Genomic DNA, 14,025 nt, shown 5'->3' with positions numbered 1-14,025 from the left:
CCCAACCCACTTGTCCAATCATGCCCCTGTCAGGCCATCCGGCCAGCCACGAAAATGGCGCATCTCTTCACCGCAATAAGGATCGCCCATGAAACACCGTCTCGACTACGCCCTGGCCGCCCCCGCCGGTTATAAAGCCCTGGGCTCGGTGCACAGCTATATCCACGGCTGCGGCCTGGAAAAAGAACTGATCGACCTGGTGTACCTGCGGGTCTCGCAACTCAACGGCTGCGCCTATTGCCTGGACAGCCATTCCCGCGACCTGCTCAAGCTGGGCGTGAGCCTGGAAAAAATCATGTTGCTGGCCGCCTGGCGTGAGGGACTGCCACTCTACACCCCGCGTGAGCAGGCAGCCCTGGCCTGGGCCGAGGTGGTAACGCCGGTCGCGCAAACCCAGGTGCCGGATGCGGATTACGCACAGGTCGCGGCGGTGTTCAGCGACAAGGAAGTCGCCGACCTGACCCTGGCCATCGGCTTGATGAACGCCCTCAATCGTGTCGCCATCAGCTTTCGCAAAGTGCCGGCGGCAATCAAGGCTCACCTGGAGAACCACAGCCATGAATGAACACGTCGAGTTCGTCCAGATGGAAACCGAGGCCGATTGCGTCGCCAGCTTTGCAGTGATGCAGCAGCTGCGCCCGCACCTCACCGACGCCACGGCGTTCGCCGAGCAAGTCCAGCGCCAACGGCAAAACGGCTATCGCCTGCTCGCCGCGCGGGAACACGGCCAGGTGATCGGCCTGGCCGGCTACCGGTTGACCGAAAACACCCTGTATGGCCGCTTTATCTACATCGATGACCTGGTGGTAGACGCCACGTTGCAGCGGCGCCGCCTCGGTGAACGACTGCTTGACCACGTGCGTGACGAAACCCGCGCCCACGGCTATCGCTGGCTGGTGCTGGACACCGGCATGCACATGGCCCTGGCCCAACGCTTCTATTTCCGCCAGGGCCTGTTGCCCCTGGGCATGCACTTTTCCCAGGACCTCAGCCAATGACCCGCGCCCTGCTCCTCGGTTTCAGCCCCCACGGTAAAGCCGCGCAGACCTTCAAACTGGCCCGTGCCCTGCTGCGCGACCTGGTACCGGACGCCGAGGTGACCGAGCGTGACTACGGCACCCAGGCACTGCCGCCCTTGACCCGTGAATATGCCAACGCGCTGACCACCCCCGGCGCAATCACCAGCAGCGCCACGGCTCTCTCGGAACAGTTGATCGTGGAACTGGAAGCCTGCGACCTGCTGATTCTGTGCACCCCGGTGCACAATTTCACCGTGCCGGCGGCGCTCAAGGCCTGGATCGACCACGTGGTGCGCATCCAGCGCAGCTTTACGGTGAATGCGCAATTGGCCAAGGTCGGCTTGCTGGAGGACCGGCGAACCTTTGTGCTGGTCAGCTCGGGTAACGCCCGCAAAGGCCATGAACCGGACTTCCTTACCCCGTACATGACCGCGATCCTGGCGACGGTGGGTATTGAGTCGGTAGATTTTGTGTACCTGCCGGCCATGGTGCGCGGTGAAGAAGCGGTGAATCGCGCGCTGGAACAGGCCCATCGGCAACTGTCGCTCGCAATCAGCTCTGGCCTATAAAAATAATGGCGCTAGAATCAGCGCCATTCCTGCGCCTGACGCCCTGATACGAGCCCCCCATGAGCTTTGATTTCGACACGATCCACCCACGCCTCGGCACCGGCAGCACCAAGTGGAACCGCTACCCGCAAGACGTTTTGCCGATGTGGATCGCCGACATGGACATCGCCGCCCCACCCGCCGTGCTGAAGGCCCTGCACGCACGCCTCGACCAACAGGTGCTGGGCTACAGCGTCGCGGGGCCGGATGTGCGCGAGGCGATCATTGCCGACCTGTGGAACAAGTACGCCTGGCGCGTGCAGCCGGATGAGTTGCTGTTCCTGCCGGGCGTAGAACCGGGCTTCAACATGGCGCTGCACGCGTTTGTGCAGCCGGGCCAGCCGGTGGTGTTGCAAACCCCTAACTACCGGCCAATCCGCCTGGCGCCGGCACACTGGAACCTGCCGCGCATCGAAGTGCCCTTCGAGCTGCTCAACGGTGAGTACGTCACGCCGATGCCGGCCCTGCGCCAGGCACTGAACGGCGCCGGCGCGCTGCTGCTGAGCAACCCGCACAACCCCGTGGGCAAAGTCTTCCCCCGTGAAGAACTGCTGGCCGTGGCCAATGCCTGCCTGGAACACGGTGCGTTGATCATCTCCGACGAAATCCACGCCGAGCTGTGCTTCGACGGCCGCCGTCATATCCCCACCGCCAGTCTCAGCCCCGAGATCGCCCAGCGCACCATCACGCTGATGTCGGCGAGCAAGGCCTATAACGTCGCCGGCCTGAAGACCTGCTTCGCCGTGGTGCAGAACGCCGAGATCCGCGAGCGCTTCAACCAGGCCCGGTGCGGCATGGTCGACAGCGTCAGCCCCCTGGGCCTGGAAGCCACCCGCGCCGCCTACAGCGAATGCACTGACTGGCTCGAGGCACTGGTGCAGTACCTGCAAGCCAACCGCGACTACCTGCTCGACGCCGTGCAAACCCGCCTGCCCGGCGTGGTCATGCAAGCGCCGCAAGGCACCTACCTGGCTTGGCTGGACTGCAGCGCCCTGGGCCTGGATGACCCGCAGCAGTTTTTCCTCGAACAGGCCAAGGTCGGCTTGAGCGCGGGTATCGAATTCGGCGACGACAGCCAACAGTTCGTGCGCCTGAACTTCGGCTGCCCACGGGCGATGCTGGAAGAAGGCCTGCAACGCATGGAGCGCAGTCTGCAAAAACGCTGAAATTGACTGGCACTGTGTCCCGGTGCCAGTCAATCCAGGCTGTTGCTACTATCTGGTGACTCAGGCTTGGGACTTGGGACCTTCGACTTTAACACTGCTGACCTGCGCAACACGTGTGCCTGAACCCGGCTGGCGTGGCGCGTTGATTGCCATCATCACACCGTCATTGGTGATAAATGCCAACCGTGCCTTGTCACTCGTTGAATCGTTGGAGAAAGCATTCTGGATCAGCAGTTGACGTTCGCTTCCAGGTTCATCCCCCTTCAAATTTACAGTCAGGTCCCCCGAGGGGGAAACGCGCCACCCCGACACCTGTGCCGCGCTGTAGTCAAGCCTGATGATACTGTTGTTCGGGTCCTTGATGGTCACCCCCTTATCGCCTTTATTGACGATGTAGGTATTGGGGCCACCCTCTCCGACAACGGTAGCGCCGCCATTGATCACGACAACGTTGGAGCCCTTGCCGGTCAGAACCACGTCTTTCTTGCCGTTCAGGGTAAACAGATTGCTATGGTCATCGCCCACGATATAACTTTCGCCATTTTCAACCGTGGCGGCATTTGAAAAATCATGAAAATAGGCGATGGGAGAAGTACCTTCTGTTTTCGAGTCTGGCGTACTGACTGAAATCATTCCGGTCTTGAAGTCAATGACATGCCCTGAGTAGCTGGCAGTTTTAGTGTCGTTGCCTTCGGTGTAAGTGGTACTCAAACTGCCGGAAAATACCAATGTGTTACGGCCCCCGCCGCCCCAGAGCTCAGTGGCTTTTTTACTGAAACCTTTATTGTTCTGGGTAGCCCAGACCTGCTCTGCTTGCTGTCGGGTCTGACGGGCATCAGCGTTGAAGAGAAACGTATCATCAACCTCTCCCCCACTGATCAGTTTTTTCCCTCCCCCCAACAAAAAGTAGTTGGGTTTTCTGAATATTCCTGCCACCTCGTCATCGCCATCGCCCAAGTCCCAAAGCGTGGCCTTTCCTGACCCCTGTGCACCTTCCACAGGCTTGATCGACATGCCGTTCCAGGAATCGGCAGGTGCATTAATACGATCATTGCCACCCTTGATGCTGACGGACGGGACCTTCCCATCCACTTTGATCAGGTTCAGCAAATAGGTGATCGGCGCCCACCAGTGCTGGCCTGTCAAGCCCACCTTCCCCGGCACTTGCGTAACGACTACGTCTGCAGAGCCAAATACAACACGTTCAAAATGGTCTTTGCTCGGGCCGTCCAAGAATGCTTGATGGTATTCCCTCTTCTGCGTGTCGTACTCCTTGGCATATTTCGCTTCCAGATAAGGCTTTACGACATCAAATTCCGGGGCAAACCCCAGGAATGCCTTTAGGCCGACTTCGAACTTTTTCGAACCGGGCAACGGCGTGTACTCATTGATGTCCTCCACACTCCGCACGGCCGAGTAAATCGCTTGCACGCTCATCAATATTGCCGCCGCTGCAAGCCCCGCCGGCCCGGCAGCACTGGCGCCGGCCAGAAATGCGGCGCCCAAGCCTATCGAAGTCACCGCATTGGTGACCGCGAGTGCGCCGTTGACATAGTGATCCTGTGCTTCTTTACCGTTACTGCCAGCCGCTTTCTTAAACGATTCGACGGCATTGTAGATATCAAAAGGAACACTGATAGCGGTGCCGGCAATACCCGCGACCTTTCCAATCATCTTGCCTATAGTGGAGGACTGAAAGCCCATTATCGTCGGCGTCATCTTTGTGACTGCAGACTGCGCCATTTTGTTGAGGCCAACCTCCACCCCCATCCCGACATAGTCAGACGCTACAGCGCTCACGGCGATGCCCCCCGCCGTCGTATCGCCGCGTTGGAAACTCTCTATGGAACTGCGCAGCCCCTGAAATGTGCTGAACGCCTGGAAGCCGAGGCCAGCGACTTTGGTTTTACCCCCCGGAGTACTGGACGTTTGTGCCGTGGAGAAAAAATCTGCAGGCAGCGGTTTACCGCCGCGCTCCAATTCACGCATCGCAGCAGCCTGTTGTGATGTGTCACGCAGAGACTTCTGGAACGACTCAGGGACAAGACTGCCGTCGCCGCGGGTCGCCAAAGGCCCAGCGACGGGACTGCGTTGGGCCGCAATTGCACTGATGATCTGTGTCGCGCGCGCCCCGACCTCAGTCGATGAAGATTTCAAAAAAGTCAGGAGACGGTTGTAGTCGATCTCCACGTCGCCGCTGATACTTCCCTGGGCATCCGTGGGCACTGTGTCTATAAGTGCCTTGCCCTTGAGGTGCACGCCCATTTTGTAGAGTTCGACCCGACTGACGCTCATTTCCCCGATTCGCAAGGGGGCGCGGGCGTCATCAAGTGCTTGCAGGCGTTTTACTTCAGACTCGTCAATCGCCCCCACCGCTATGGTCGGTGATGTGCCCGTTTCGACCGGCAGATTCGGCTCGCTCGGTGGCTGCGTGGTGGCGGGGGGTGGGGCGTTACCTGCTGGAGCGAAAAGCCTGTTGAGTGCGGCATCGGTTTCGACATCGAGCTTTCCATCGTATAAGCGCGCAGTGAAAGACTCCTCGATAAAATCTCCTGGACTTCTGGTTGCGCGTGCGCTGACTTTGTCGCCGCCGTCGCGAAAGGGTTCCTTGTTGTTAACCACCTCAAGGAATCCTTGGGAGTCTGCTTTGTAATAGTCCAACATCCCCAGCTTTCCCGCGATCAGCGCAGCTTGTCTGGCTTGAACCTGGCCTTGCTGGCCAATTCGATCAGCAACCGTGGCGTCATTTGCAGAGGCTGGCGCAAAAAAATCATCACCGATGATCAACGTCGGCGGGGTATTAAAGTACAGCCGTGTTTGCGGTTGGTCGCGAGGGTTGGCAATAATCACCCTGACTTTGTTCCCGATAGCCTGCGCTGTGGCCGGGGCCTTCTGCGAGAGTTTCTTCAACGCCTCGTCCACGGCATCTCTCACCCGTGCAGCCCTGTCTGGGTCCCCACCACCATTGCTCTTTATATCAACGGTCTTACCCTGAATAGTTTCACTTTGAAAATGCGTCGGCTGACCGACTTTATCCTCAGCCAACCAGGCACGGTCTTTTTCCATCCGCTCAAAGACGTAGGGGTACTCAACGGGTGCAGCCGCGTCATTGATCGCATTTGTCAGGCGCTGCGCCAGTGCTTCCATGACCGGTATGAGTTTTGACGTTGGGTGACTGGCGATGAATAGTTTGATCAATTCCAGCACGCTCATTGCCTGGTGATACTGCGGCATACCTTTGCTGGCCTGCATTTTTTCCAGCCCCACTACCACCCGGTCATAATCTTCCATTGCGGTCTTTTCGGGGATATGAGTCTGAAGATGGGCGTCTTCTAACGTCGGCAACCTTGAAGCATTGAGCACGTTGACAGTGTCCAGCCCACTCAAAGGACGGTCGTACATGAACTTGATATCATTGGATGCGCCGGATATCTGCGGAATGTAATCACGATTAAACACACTGATAAGATATTTCGGCTCACCCGGGAAGCCTTTCAAGGGTTGAATGAAATGTTTCAGAGCGGGGTCGGTAAATATCTTCGCCAGTACATTTTTAAACAGTTGCTCAGACACCGACTCAGTAAAACCCGTATTAGGATCACTGAAGTAATACGTCCGCCCCCCCTTTGGGTCAACGATAACGCCAGCGGTCAGACGATGGCCCTCACTGCTGATCAAGAGCGTTTTTGTGGCAGGAGAATTGAGCAACTGGGGGGCGATATCTGTGTAGGGCGCAACCTTCACGGTGGCGGGATCATGCGCAATCCCACGATTTTTTACACGGGCCTGTACCTCGGTAATTCTCTGGAAAAACGCCTGGGACTCCGGTGTATCCGGATTGGCAACCGCGTAGTAGAGGTTACTCAGAAAAGTCTCGTGTTTCCCTTCTGCCACCGCCAGGGAAAATAAATGTGAAAACCCGGCACACTCTCCTTCCGCTAGCTGGTTGACCATGGACAGATAGTAACTTTGTGGCGCAGGAGTGACCTTTACTCCATGGGTTGAGATTACCTTCGTGAAGGTACTCAACAGGCTTTGAGTACGGTTGATAACCCGCTGTTCAGCCAAGCGCTGCAACGCGCCCATTTGCTCCGGGCTTAGTGTGTTATCCACCGCAAGCCTCATGAGCGCCACATCGCTCATTGCTCTGGAATAACCCGGCAATGCCACTGAAGCAGGCGCGTTATAACCTCGCGAGTATTCAGCACGGGTGAACTCATGTTTAGCGAATGTAACTTTTGCTTGAAACAATTCGGGAACATCCGCATCCGGAATGCCGTTGGCGTGGGTATGTCGATCATCCCTGGAAGCACCCGACACATCCCGGCGCATGCGACTGTGGTCGGGTGTTTCTTTGTATAGGGCGCGGGGAACGTCACTATCAGGCAGATTGGCAGGCTGAGTAGTCGGCAAGGCGATGGAGGATGGTATTCGCACGGTAAGTCTCACGGTCGTGTTATGAGGTTTGCCATCCCTGTAGTAAATGTTCCTGACGCTGGCCAACCTATCGACCTGGCAACATTGCGCCCATCAGAGTTTTCCGCTCACGCCTTACAGTGGTGTGTACATTTATGTCGCCGGCAGACTCAATTCACAACTTTTCGCAACGAGCGCCGAACCCCTGCTGTTACTGTTTTTGCCGACCGCCGCAATCGGCAACAGCAGGAGTTCCATGGCATGACGACCCAGCCCCTCGATCGCTCGTCCGACCCCAAAGCCCTTCCCCGCACGCCACCCAAGTCCGGCGCGCCGTTTCACGTGCTGCTCAAGAACAGCGCCAATAACAAGAAGGTCGAGGCCCACGACAAGACACCGTCCGGGCTGGATGCGAGCAAAAAGGACGGCTATGAGCTGGCCGCCAAGGATGCGACTCCACCGCCGGCCCTGGCTGACTACAAGGCCATCGGCCCACCCGATGAGGTCGGCTCCGGGTTGATTCGCTATGAGACCCAGGACGGCAAGAAAGTCATCGTCAGCGAGCACGACAGCCCCGAGCTGTTCAAGCAGGTCAGCCAGGACTTCAAGTCGCTCTCCGGCGTGGTCGCCAGCCAGAACGCTGGCTACCAGAGCCTCGGTGCCGACGGCAGCGCGCCGGCGAAACTCGCCGATTACAAATCCCTCGGCCCACCGGATGAAACCGGCCCGGGCGTGATCCGCTACGAAACCCAGGACGGCACCAAGGTCGTTATCAGCCAGCGCGACAACCCCGAGGCGTTCCAGAAGGCCAAGGAAGCCTATGAAAGCTTCACCGGCCTGGCGACCAGTGAAGACGCCGGCTACAAGCGCGCCAGTGACAATGAGGTGTGGCCACCCTACGGCGGCACCGCCGTTGGCCCTGTCGATGAAGTCGGCCCAGGCTTGATCCGCTTTGAAAGCAACGGCCAGAAGATGGTCGTGGCCCGCGATGACAACCCCAAGCTATTCGACTACCTGGCGGGCCTGCACGCGGTCTATACCGACCCCGGCAAGAAAGCCATGGTGGAAGGCGAACTCAATAACGGCGCGGTGCTGGCGGATGCCAACACCCCGGTGCCGGGCCTGAACGACTACAAGAACTTCAGTTGGAACAACGACCAGAAAGACCACATCCTCACCTACGAGCTGCATGACGGCACCAAGGTGGTGGTGTCGTCCGACGTCAGCCCCGAGCTGTTCAAAAGCGTCGCCACCGCCAACGAGACCTGGGCAAAAATCCACACCAGCGAGAGCGAAGGCTACAAGCTGGCCGGGCCGAACGACTTCCTGAAGAACACCGACATCACCTTCGGCTCCCCGGATGAGCTGGGCGATGGCCTGATCCGCTACGAAACCAGCGAAGGCAAGGTGATCGTCTCCAAGGAACTCAGCCCGCAGCTCTACGACGATGTGGCCGCCAAGTGGGAAGCTTCCAGCGCCAGTTCGGTGGACGACACCCGCGCCAAGCACAACCTGCCCAAGTCCGATGAGCTGGATGTGCTGAACATGGACACCGGCGTGCACGCCGATGAAAAGGATGACAAGTCGCCGACCCTCAGCGTCAGCGAACTGGCCACCACCCAATTGATCGACACCTACCGTGCGGGCGTGAAGGACGGCTCGATACCCAAGGACGACCCACGGGCCAAGCTGGTACGTGCCCTCGAAGCCCAAGCCGCCTACCAGAACGGCCATGGCATCACCGGCTACGAGGAAGCCAAGCGCCCGTTCAACACCACCTGGCGTGAGTTCGATGACAAGCAGACCGAGCTGACCTCGGCCGACATGCACGACATCATCGACGGCAAGGCCGTGCAAAAGCAGATCGGTGAACTGTTCAACGACCCTACCGTGCAGGCCGACTACAAGTCGAAGATGGACGAGGCGCTCAACAAACTGCCGAACAAGGACGAGATCAAGCAGAAGCTGCTGGACCTCACCTCCAACCCGGAATACGTGCTGTACCTCAAGGACCTGCAGAGCCAGGGCAAGACCTACGAGGCGCAGAAAGACCTGAGCGACACCCTCACCTCCTTGCAGCTGTTCGACCCGGAGGCGGCGAGCAAGGCGGCGCAGAATATCCAGGCCGACGGCCTGACCACTGACCTCAATGCGATCCTGGCGGACCCGAGCAAGATCTCCGACGAGAACAAGGAGTTGGCCACCAAGGACTTGTTCGGCCTGCTCAAAGGCGTGCTCAAGGGCAACGTCCTGGACTTGCCGCGTCGCACGCAGGAAACCCTGGAAAAATTCCTCAACGAAGGCCTGCAAGGCAAGGAAAAATCCGCCGCCGTCACCAAGGCCCTTGAAGAGCTGGGCGACGTGTACAAGAAAAACGGCGTGATCAGTGAAACCGACTTGAAAACCGCATTGAGCAAACCCTACATCCCCGTGGCGGATCGCGGCATGCTCGGCGAGGTGTTCAACACCCTCAACAGCAAGGGCATCCTCGGCTCGCTGGGTGCCGGTGTAAGCCTGTTTTCCGGGATTTACCAGCTGGTCGGCAAAGGCGGCAAGCTCGGTGAAACGCCAGCCCAGCGCATGACCATTGCCAAGGACTTCCTGAGTTTTGCCGGCGGCTCCAGCCACTTCGTGCGCCTGGGCGACAAAATTGGCGAGAGCCTGGGCAAAGGCGGCCTGGTGGACTTCCTTGGGCTGGACAAGACCCTGCCGGAAATCTGGGGCAAGACCGGCATGCAGGAGCCGAATTTCGAGTTCCGCGTCAGTGAATTGCCGTCTGAAGTCAAATCCAAGATCGCCACCGCGCTCGACGCCGTGCCGGACAGCCAATATGACGGCATCTCAACGCTGTTCGGCGACGGCGACAAGGCCGTCACTGAGGCCACCGAAGGCTTGGCCACGCACCTGGATGACGGCCTCGCTGCTGCGGGTGCGGCCAAGCTGGGCGCGTCCAAATCGGCGAAGATCGCCGGTTCCGTGATCAAGGTGCTCGGCCCGGCCACGGACATTGCCGGGGGGTTTGCCGACATCGTGTTGGGTGCGCTGGCGATCAAGAGCGGCGTGAAAGACAAGGACCCCTTAGCCCAGGCGGCCGGTGGCCTGCAAGTGGCCGGCGGCGCGTTCGGCGCCTCTGCCGGGGTGCTGGGGGCGGCAGCGCTGTTTGGCGCGGGCACGGCGGCGGCACTCACCGGGCCGTTGTTCCTGGTGGGCGTGGTGCTGGCGGTGGTGGGCGGGATCATCGGCTACTTTGTCGACCACAACAAAAAGCAGAAGGCCACCGAGAAGGAAAACGACTGGTACCGCGACCTGGCGGGCGACGGTCTGTTGCAGGACAACTGGGCCGACAAGGTTGAATACGCCCACTACGAGATCCACCATTACGGTGGCCGTGACGCGCCGACCGATGACAGCATCTTCCGCTTCCAGCAATCGGAGTGGGAACACTTTGACGAAACGCCGCAAAAAGGCGGCTCGTCGAGCAATCGCCTGGACGGGGGCTTGCACAAGGACTACAAGGATCCGAACGAGAAACCCAAGAACCTGCCCAGCGATGCCCCGCCGGAAAGACCGCAGCCCCATCCACCCGGCGGTTCAGGCCCGAAAATCGCCTGAGTGTACGCAAAGCAAAATGTGGGAGCGGGCTTGCTCGCGAATGCGGAGTGTCAGTCGATACATTCATCACTGATATGGCGCTTTCGCGAGCAAGCCCGCTCCCACATTGGGATTGGGTTCACAGCTTGGCGATGGACACTTCGGTGGACTTCACAAAGGCAATCACTTCACTGCCCACTTTCAATTCCAGGTCACGCACCGAGCGGGTGGTGATCACCGAAGTAACGATGCCGGACGCGGTCTGTACGTCGATTTCCGACACCACTTCCCCCAGTAGGATCTCCTTGATCACGCCCTTGAACTGGTTGCGCACGTTGATCGCTTTAATGGTCATGTCGGCTTTCCTTTTGGCTGTTGGGTCAATCCGCACGAATGCGCAGGCCCTCAAAATGCGCCATCGACAAAGATATTAAAAGGAATATATAACTCTTTATTTATTCGATACAGATATATGCAAGCTGTTGCACCACCGACAGTTGATCAACAATTTGCCCGTTCCCGCTACAGCCTTATCCTCCGCAAGCCCAGCAAACACGCGTCCGACAGAGATGGCACAGAGACTGCATATTCCTGAAAAGCATGATGGAACATGCCGATTCATTTTTCTGAATATAAGAAAAACCTTCTCTCAACGCCTTGCCGGAGCTGTTCCATGAAACCCTTCACCCAACGCTTACTCGGCGCCTGCGCGCTCGCCCTGTGCCTGCAACCCCTGGCCCATGCCGCCGAAACCGATCCCGCCGAAGTTAATCTGGACTATGCCTACTACTCGCCCGTCAGCTTGGTGCTCAAGCATTTTGGCTGGCTGGAACAAGCCTTGCCGCAATCCAAGGTGGGCTGGGTATTGAGCCAGGGCAGCAACCGTTCCCTGGAATACCTCAACAGTGGCGGTGTGGATTTTGCCTCGTCCGCCAGCCTCTCCGCCGTACTGAGCCGCGCCAATGGCAGCCCGATCAAGTCGGTGTATGTCTACAGCCGCGCCGAATGGACCGCCCTGGTGGTGCGCAAGGACTCGCCGTTCAAGAGCGTCACCGACCTGAAAGGCAAGAAGATCGCCGCCACCAAAGGCACCGACCCTTACCTGTTCACCCTGCGCAGCCTGCAAAAGGCCGGGCTGAAAAAGGACGATGTGGAACTGGTGCACCTGCAGCACCCGGATGGCCGCACCGCCCTGGAGAAAGGTGACGTAGACGCCTGGGCCGGCCTCGACCCGCACATGGCCGCCAGCGAAATCCAGGCCGGTTCGCGCCTGCTGTACCGCAACAAGGATTTCAACAGCTACGGCGTGGTCAGCGTCACCGAGAAGTTCGCCAAAGCGCATCCGCAGACCATCACCAAAGTGCTTGGCGCGTATGAAAAGGCTCGGGATTGGGCGGTGAAACACCCGGATGAATTCGCCAAGCTGCTGGCCGACGAGTCTGGCCTGCCGCTGGAAGTGGCCAAGCTGCAACTCTCGCGTACCGACCTGAGCACACCGTTCTTGAGCAGCAAGGATGTAGTGTCGTCCAAAGCGGCGGCACCGATCCTGGTGTCCGAAGAGTTAGTGCGCAAAGGCGTGAATGTGGACCAGGTGATCGACCAGTTGATCGACACCTCGTTCGGCCATTAAGGAGCGCGTGATGACCAGCAAAACCCAAGCATTGCCCCTGGCAACACCCGTGACGATCAACCGCAGTGCCTGGCCGAGGCGGCTCAAGGGCCTGGTGTTGCCGGTGCTGATCCTGCTGGTGCTGGAGGTGGTGGTTCGGGTGGGCTGGCTGCCGTCGTATCAGATGCCGGCGCCCAGTGAGATCGCCGTGACCCTCACGGATCTCGCTGAAGGGGCGTTGTGGAAACACATCAGTGCCAGTCTCGGCCGCGTGCTGCTGGGCTTCGCCATCGGCGCCAGCCTGGCGTTGGTATTTGCTGCCTGGGTCGGCTTGAGCCGTGAGGCCGAAGCCTATCTGGAACCGACCTTCGCCGGGCTGCGCTCGATTCCGAGCCTGGCCTGGGTGCCGCTGTTGCTGCTGTGGCTGGGCATCGACGAGACGTCGAAGATCGTGCTGATTGCCATCGGCGCGTTTTTCCCGGTGTACCTCAATGGTGTCGCCGCCATTCGTGATATCGACCGCAAGCTGGTGGAAGTCGGGCAAATGTACGGCTTCAGTCGCTGGCGCCTGGTGCGGCGCATCCTGTTGCCGGCCGCCCTGCCCGGCCTGTTTACCGGGTTGCGCAGCGGCTTGAGCCTGGCGTGGATGTTTCTGGTGGCGGCAGAGTTGATCGCGGCCACCAAGGGCCTGGGTTACTTGCTCAGCGATGGGCGTGAAACTTCACGGCCGGACATCGTGCTGGCGGCGATCATCGTGTTGGCACTGCTGGGCAAAGTCAGTGATGGCCTGCTCGCCGCGCTGGAGAAACGCTGCCTGGCCTGGCGAGACACGTTCCAGGGAGCAGCACAATGAGCACACGACCGCTGTTGGACATTCACGTCGCGCGCAAAAGCTTCGCCAGCACCACCGTGCTGAAAGACGTGCGCCTGGCCCTGCAACCTCGTGAAGCCGTGAGCCTGCTGGGCCCCAGTGGTTGTGGCAAAAGCACCTTGCTGCGCATCGTCGCCGGCCTGGAAAAAGACTTCCAGGGCGAACTGCGCAGCCCCGATGGCGAAGTCGCCTTTGTGTTCCAGGAACCCCGGCTGATGCCCTGGCTCACGGTGGAACAGAACATCGGTTTCAGCGATGACAAGCACTACGACAAGGCCTGGGTTACGCAACTGATCGACGAAGTCGGCCTCAAGGGGTTTGCCCAGGCGTTGCCCAAGGCGTTGTCCGGCGGCATGGCGCAACGGGTGGCCATCGCACGGGGCCTGTATTCACGCCCGCAGGTGTTGCTGCTGGATGAACCCTTCAGCGCGGTGGATGCCTTTACCCGCATGAAGCTGCAGGACCTGCTGCTGCAATTGGCCGAACACCATGCCATCGCCCTACTGTTGGTGACCCATGATGTGGACGAGGCGCTGTACCTGAGTGACCGGGTGCTGGTGATGGACAACCGGCCGAGCAGTATTCGCCAGGCGCTTGCGGTGGATTTGCCCCATCCCAGGGACCGGCGTGATCCGCTGCTGGCGCAGCTCAAGGCGCTGTCCTTGACCGAGCTGCAGCGCGCCCACGTTATCTGACCCCACCCTTGTAGGAGCCCGGCTTGCCGGCGATGGCGACCTTGAGGGCG

The 14,025-nt window shown here is 59.4% G+C and carries 10 protein-coding genes; 8 read left to right on the top strand and 2 right to left on the bottom strand.

Translation table 11 applies throughout. The features are described from left to right. Positions 1-88 precede the first annotated feature (88 nt). From KUA23_RS13475 to KUA23_RS13460, 4 genes are read left to right on the top strand one after another with little or no spacing between them, the layout of a single operon-like run. Entirely contained in the window at positions 89-565 is a 477-nt protein-coding gene (locus tag KUA23_RS13475; RefSeq protein ID WP_252994120.1) for a carboxymuconolactone decarboxylase family protein, read from the top strand. Then, the gene (locus tag KUA23_RS13470) at positions 558-998 is read left to right on the top strand and encodes a GNAT family N-acetyltransferase (protein WP_252994119.1); all 441 of its coding nucleotides are present in this window, start codon (positions 558-560) and stop codon (positions 996-998) included. Before KUA23_RS13475 ends, KUA23_RS13470 begins: the two co-directional genes overlap by 8 nt. Further along, a complete protein-coding gene (locus tag KUA23_RS13465) occupies positions 995-1,588 on the top strand; it encodes an FMN-dependent NADH-azoreductase (RefSeq protein WP_252994118.1) in 594 nt (197 codons plus the stop codon). Before KUA23_RS13470 ends, KUA23_RS13465 begins: the two co-directional genes overlap by 4 nt. A 59-nt stretch (positions 1,589-1,647) precedes the next feature. After that, entirely contained in the window at positions 1,648-2,793 is a 1,146-nt protein-coding gene (locus KUA23_RS13460) for a MalY/PatB family protein (protein ID WP_252994117.1), read from the top strand. A gap of 60 nt (positions 2,794-2,853) precedes the next feature. Here KUA23_RS13460 and KUA23_RS13455 read toward each other — a convergent pair whose 3' ends face one another. Continuing rightward, complete coding sequence (locus KUA23_RS13455) at positions 2,854-7,125, bottom strand: hypothetical protein (RefSeq protein WP_346356404.1); 4,272 nt, start codon at positions 7,123-7,125, stop codon at positions 2,854-2,856. 345 nt (positions 7,126-7,470) lie between these two features. On the opposite strand from KUA23_RS13455, the gene KUA23_RS13450 reads away from it, so the two are divergent. Then, entirely contained in the window at positions 7,471-10,821 is a 3,351-nt protein-coding gene (locus KUA23_RS13450; protein WP_252994114.1) for a hypothetical protein, read from the top strand. Positions 10,822-10,939: 118 nt separating this feature from the next. On the opposite strand, the gene KUA23_RS13445 is transcribed toward KUA23_RS13450, so the two are convergent. Beyond that, positions 10,940-11,155, bottom strand: coding sequence for a TOBE domain-containing protein (locus KUA23_RS13445; protein WP_003173733.1), 216 nt, complete (start codon positions 11,153-11,155; stop codon positions 10,940-10,942). A gap of 318 nt (positions 11,156-11,473) precedes the next feature. Here KUA23_RS13445 and KUA23_RS13440 point away from each other — a divergent pair, with 318 nt between their 5' ends. Genes KUA23_RS13440 through KUA23_RS13430 form a run of 3 tightly spaced genes read left to right on the top strand, consistent with a single transcriptional unit; the run spans position 11,474 to position 13,975 of the window. Further along, the gene (locus tag KUA23_RS13440; protein ID WP_078048269.1) at positions 11,474-12,430 is read left to right on the top strand and encodes an aliphatic sulfonate ABC transporter substrate-binding protein; all 957 of its coding nucleotides are present in this window, start codon (positions 11,474-11,476) and stop codon (positions 12,428-12,430) included. Between the two features lie 10 nt (positions 12,431-12,440). Further along, positions 12,441-13,262 (top strand): ABC transporter permease, encoded by an 822-nt coding sequence (locus tag KUA23_RS13435; RefSeq protein ID WP_078048268.1) that lies wholly within the window; start codon positions 12,441-12,443, stop codon positions 13,260-13,262. Beyond that, positions 13,259-13,975 (top strand): ABC transporter ATP-binding protein, encoded by a 717-nt coding sequence (locus KUA23_RS13430; RefSeq protein WP_078048267.1) that lies wholly within the window; start codon positions 13,259-13,261, stop codon positions 13,973-13,975. The genes KUA23_RS13435 and KUA23_RS13430 overlap by 4 nt, the downstream gene beginning before the upstream one ends. Positions 13,976-14,025: the final 50 nt, after the last annotated feature.

This window comes from Pseudomonas pergaminensis (genome assembly GCF_024112395.2).
Taxonomy (GTDB): Bacteria; Pseudomonadota; Gammaproteobacteria; order Pseudomonadales; family Pseudomonadaceae; genus Aquipseudomonas; species Aquipseudomonas pergaminensis.
This window is presented reverse-complemented; position numbering and strand designations above follow the sequence as displayed.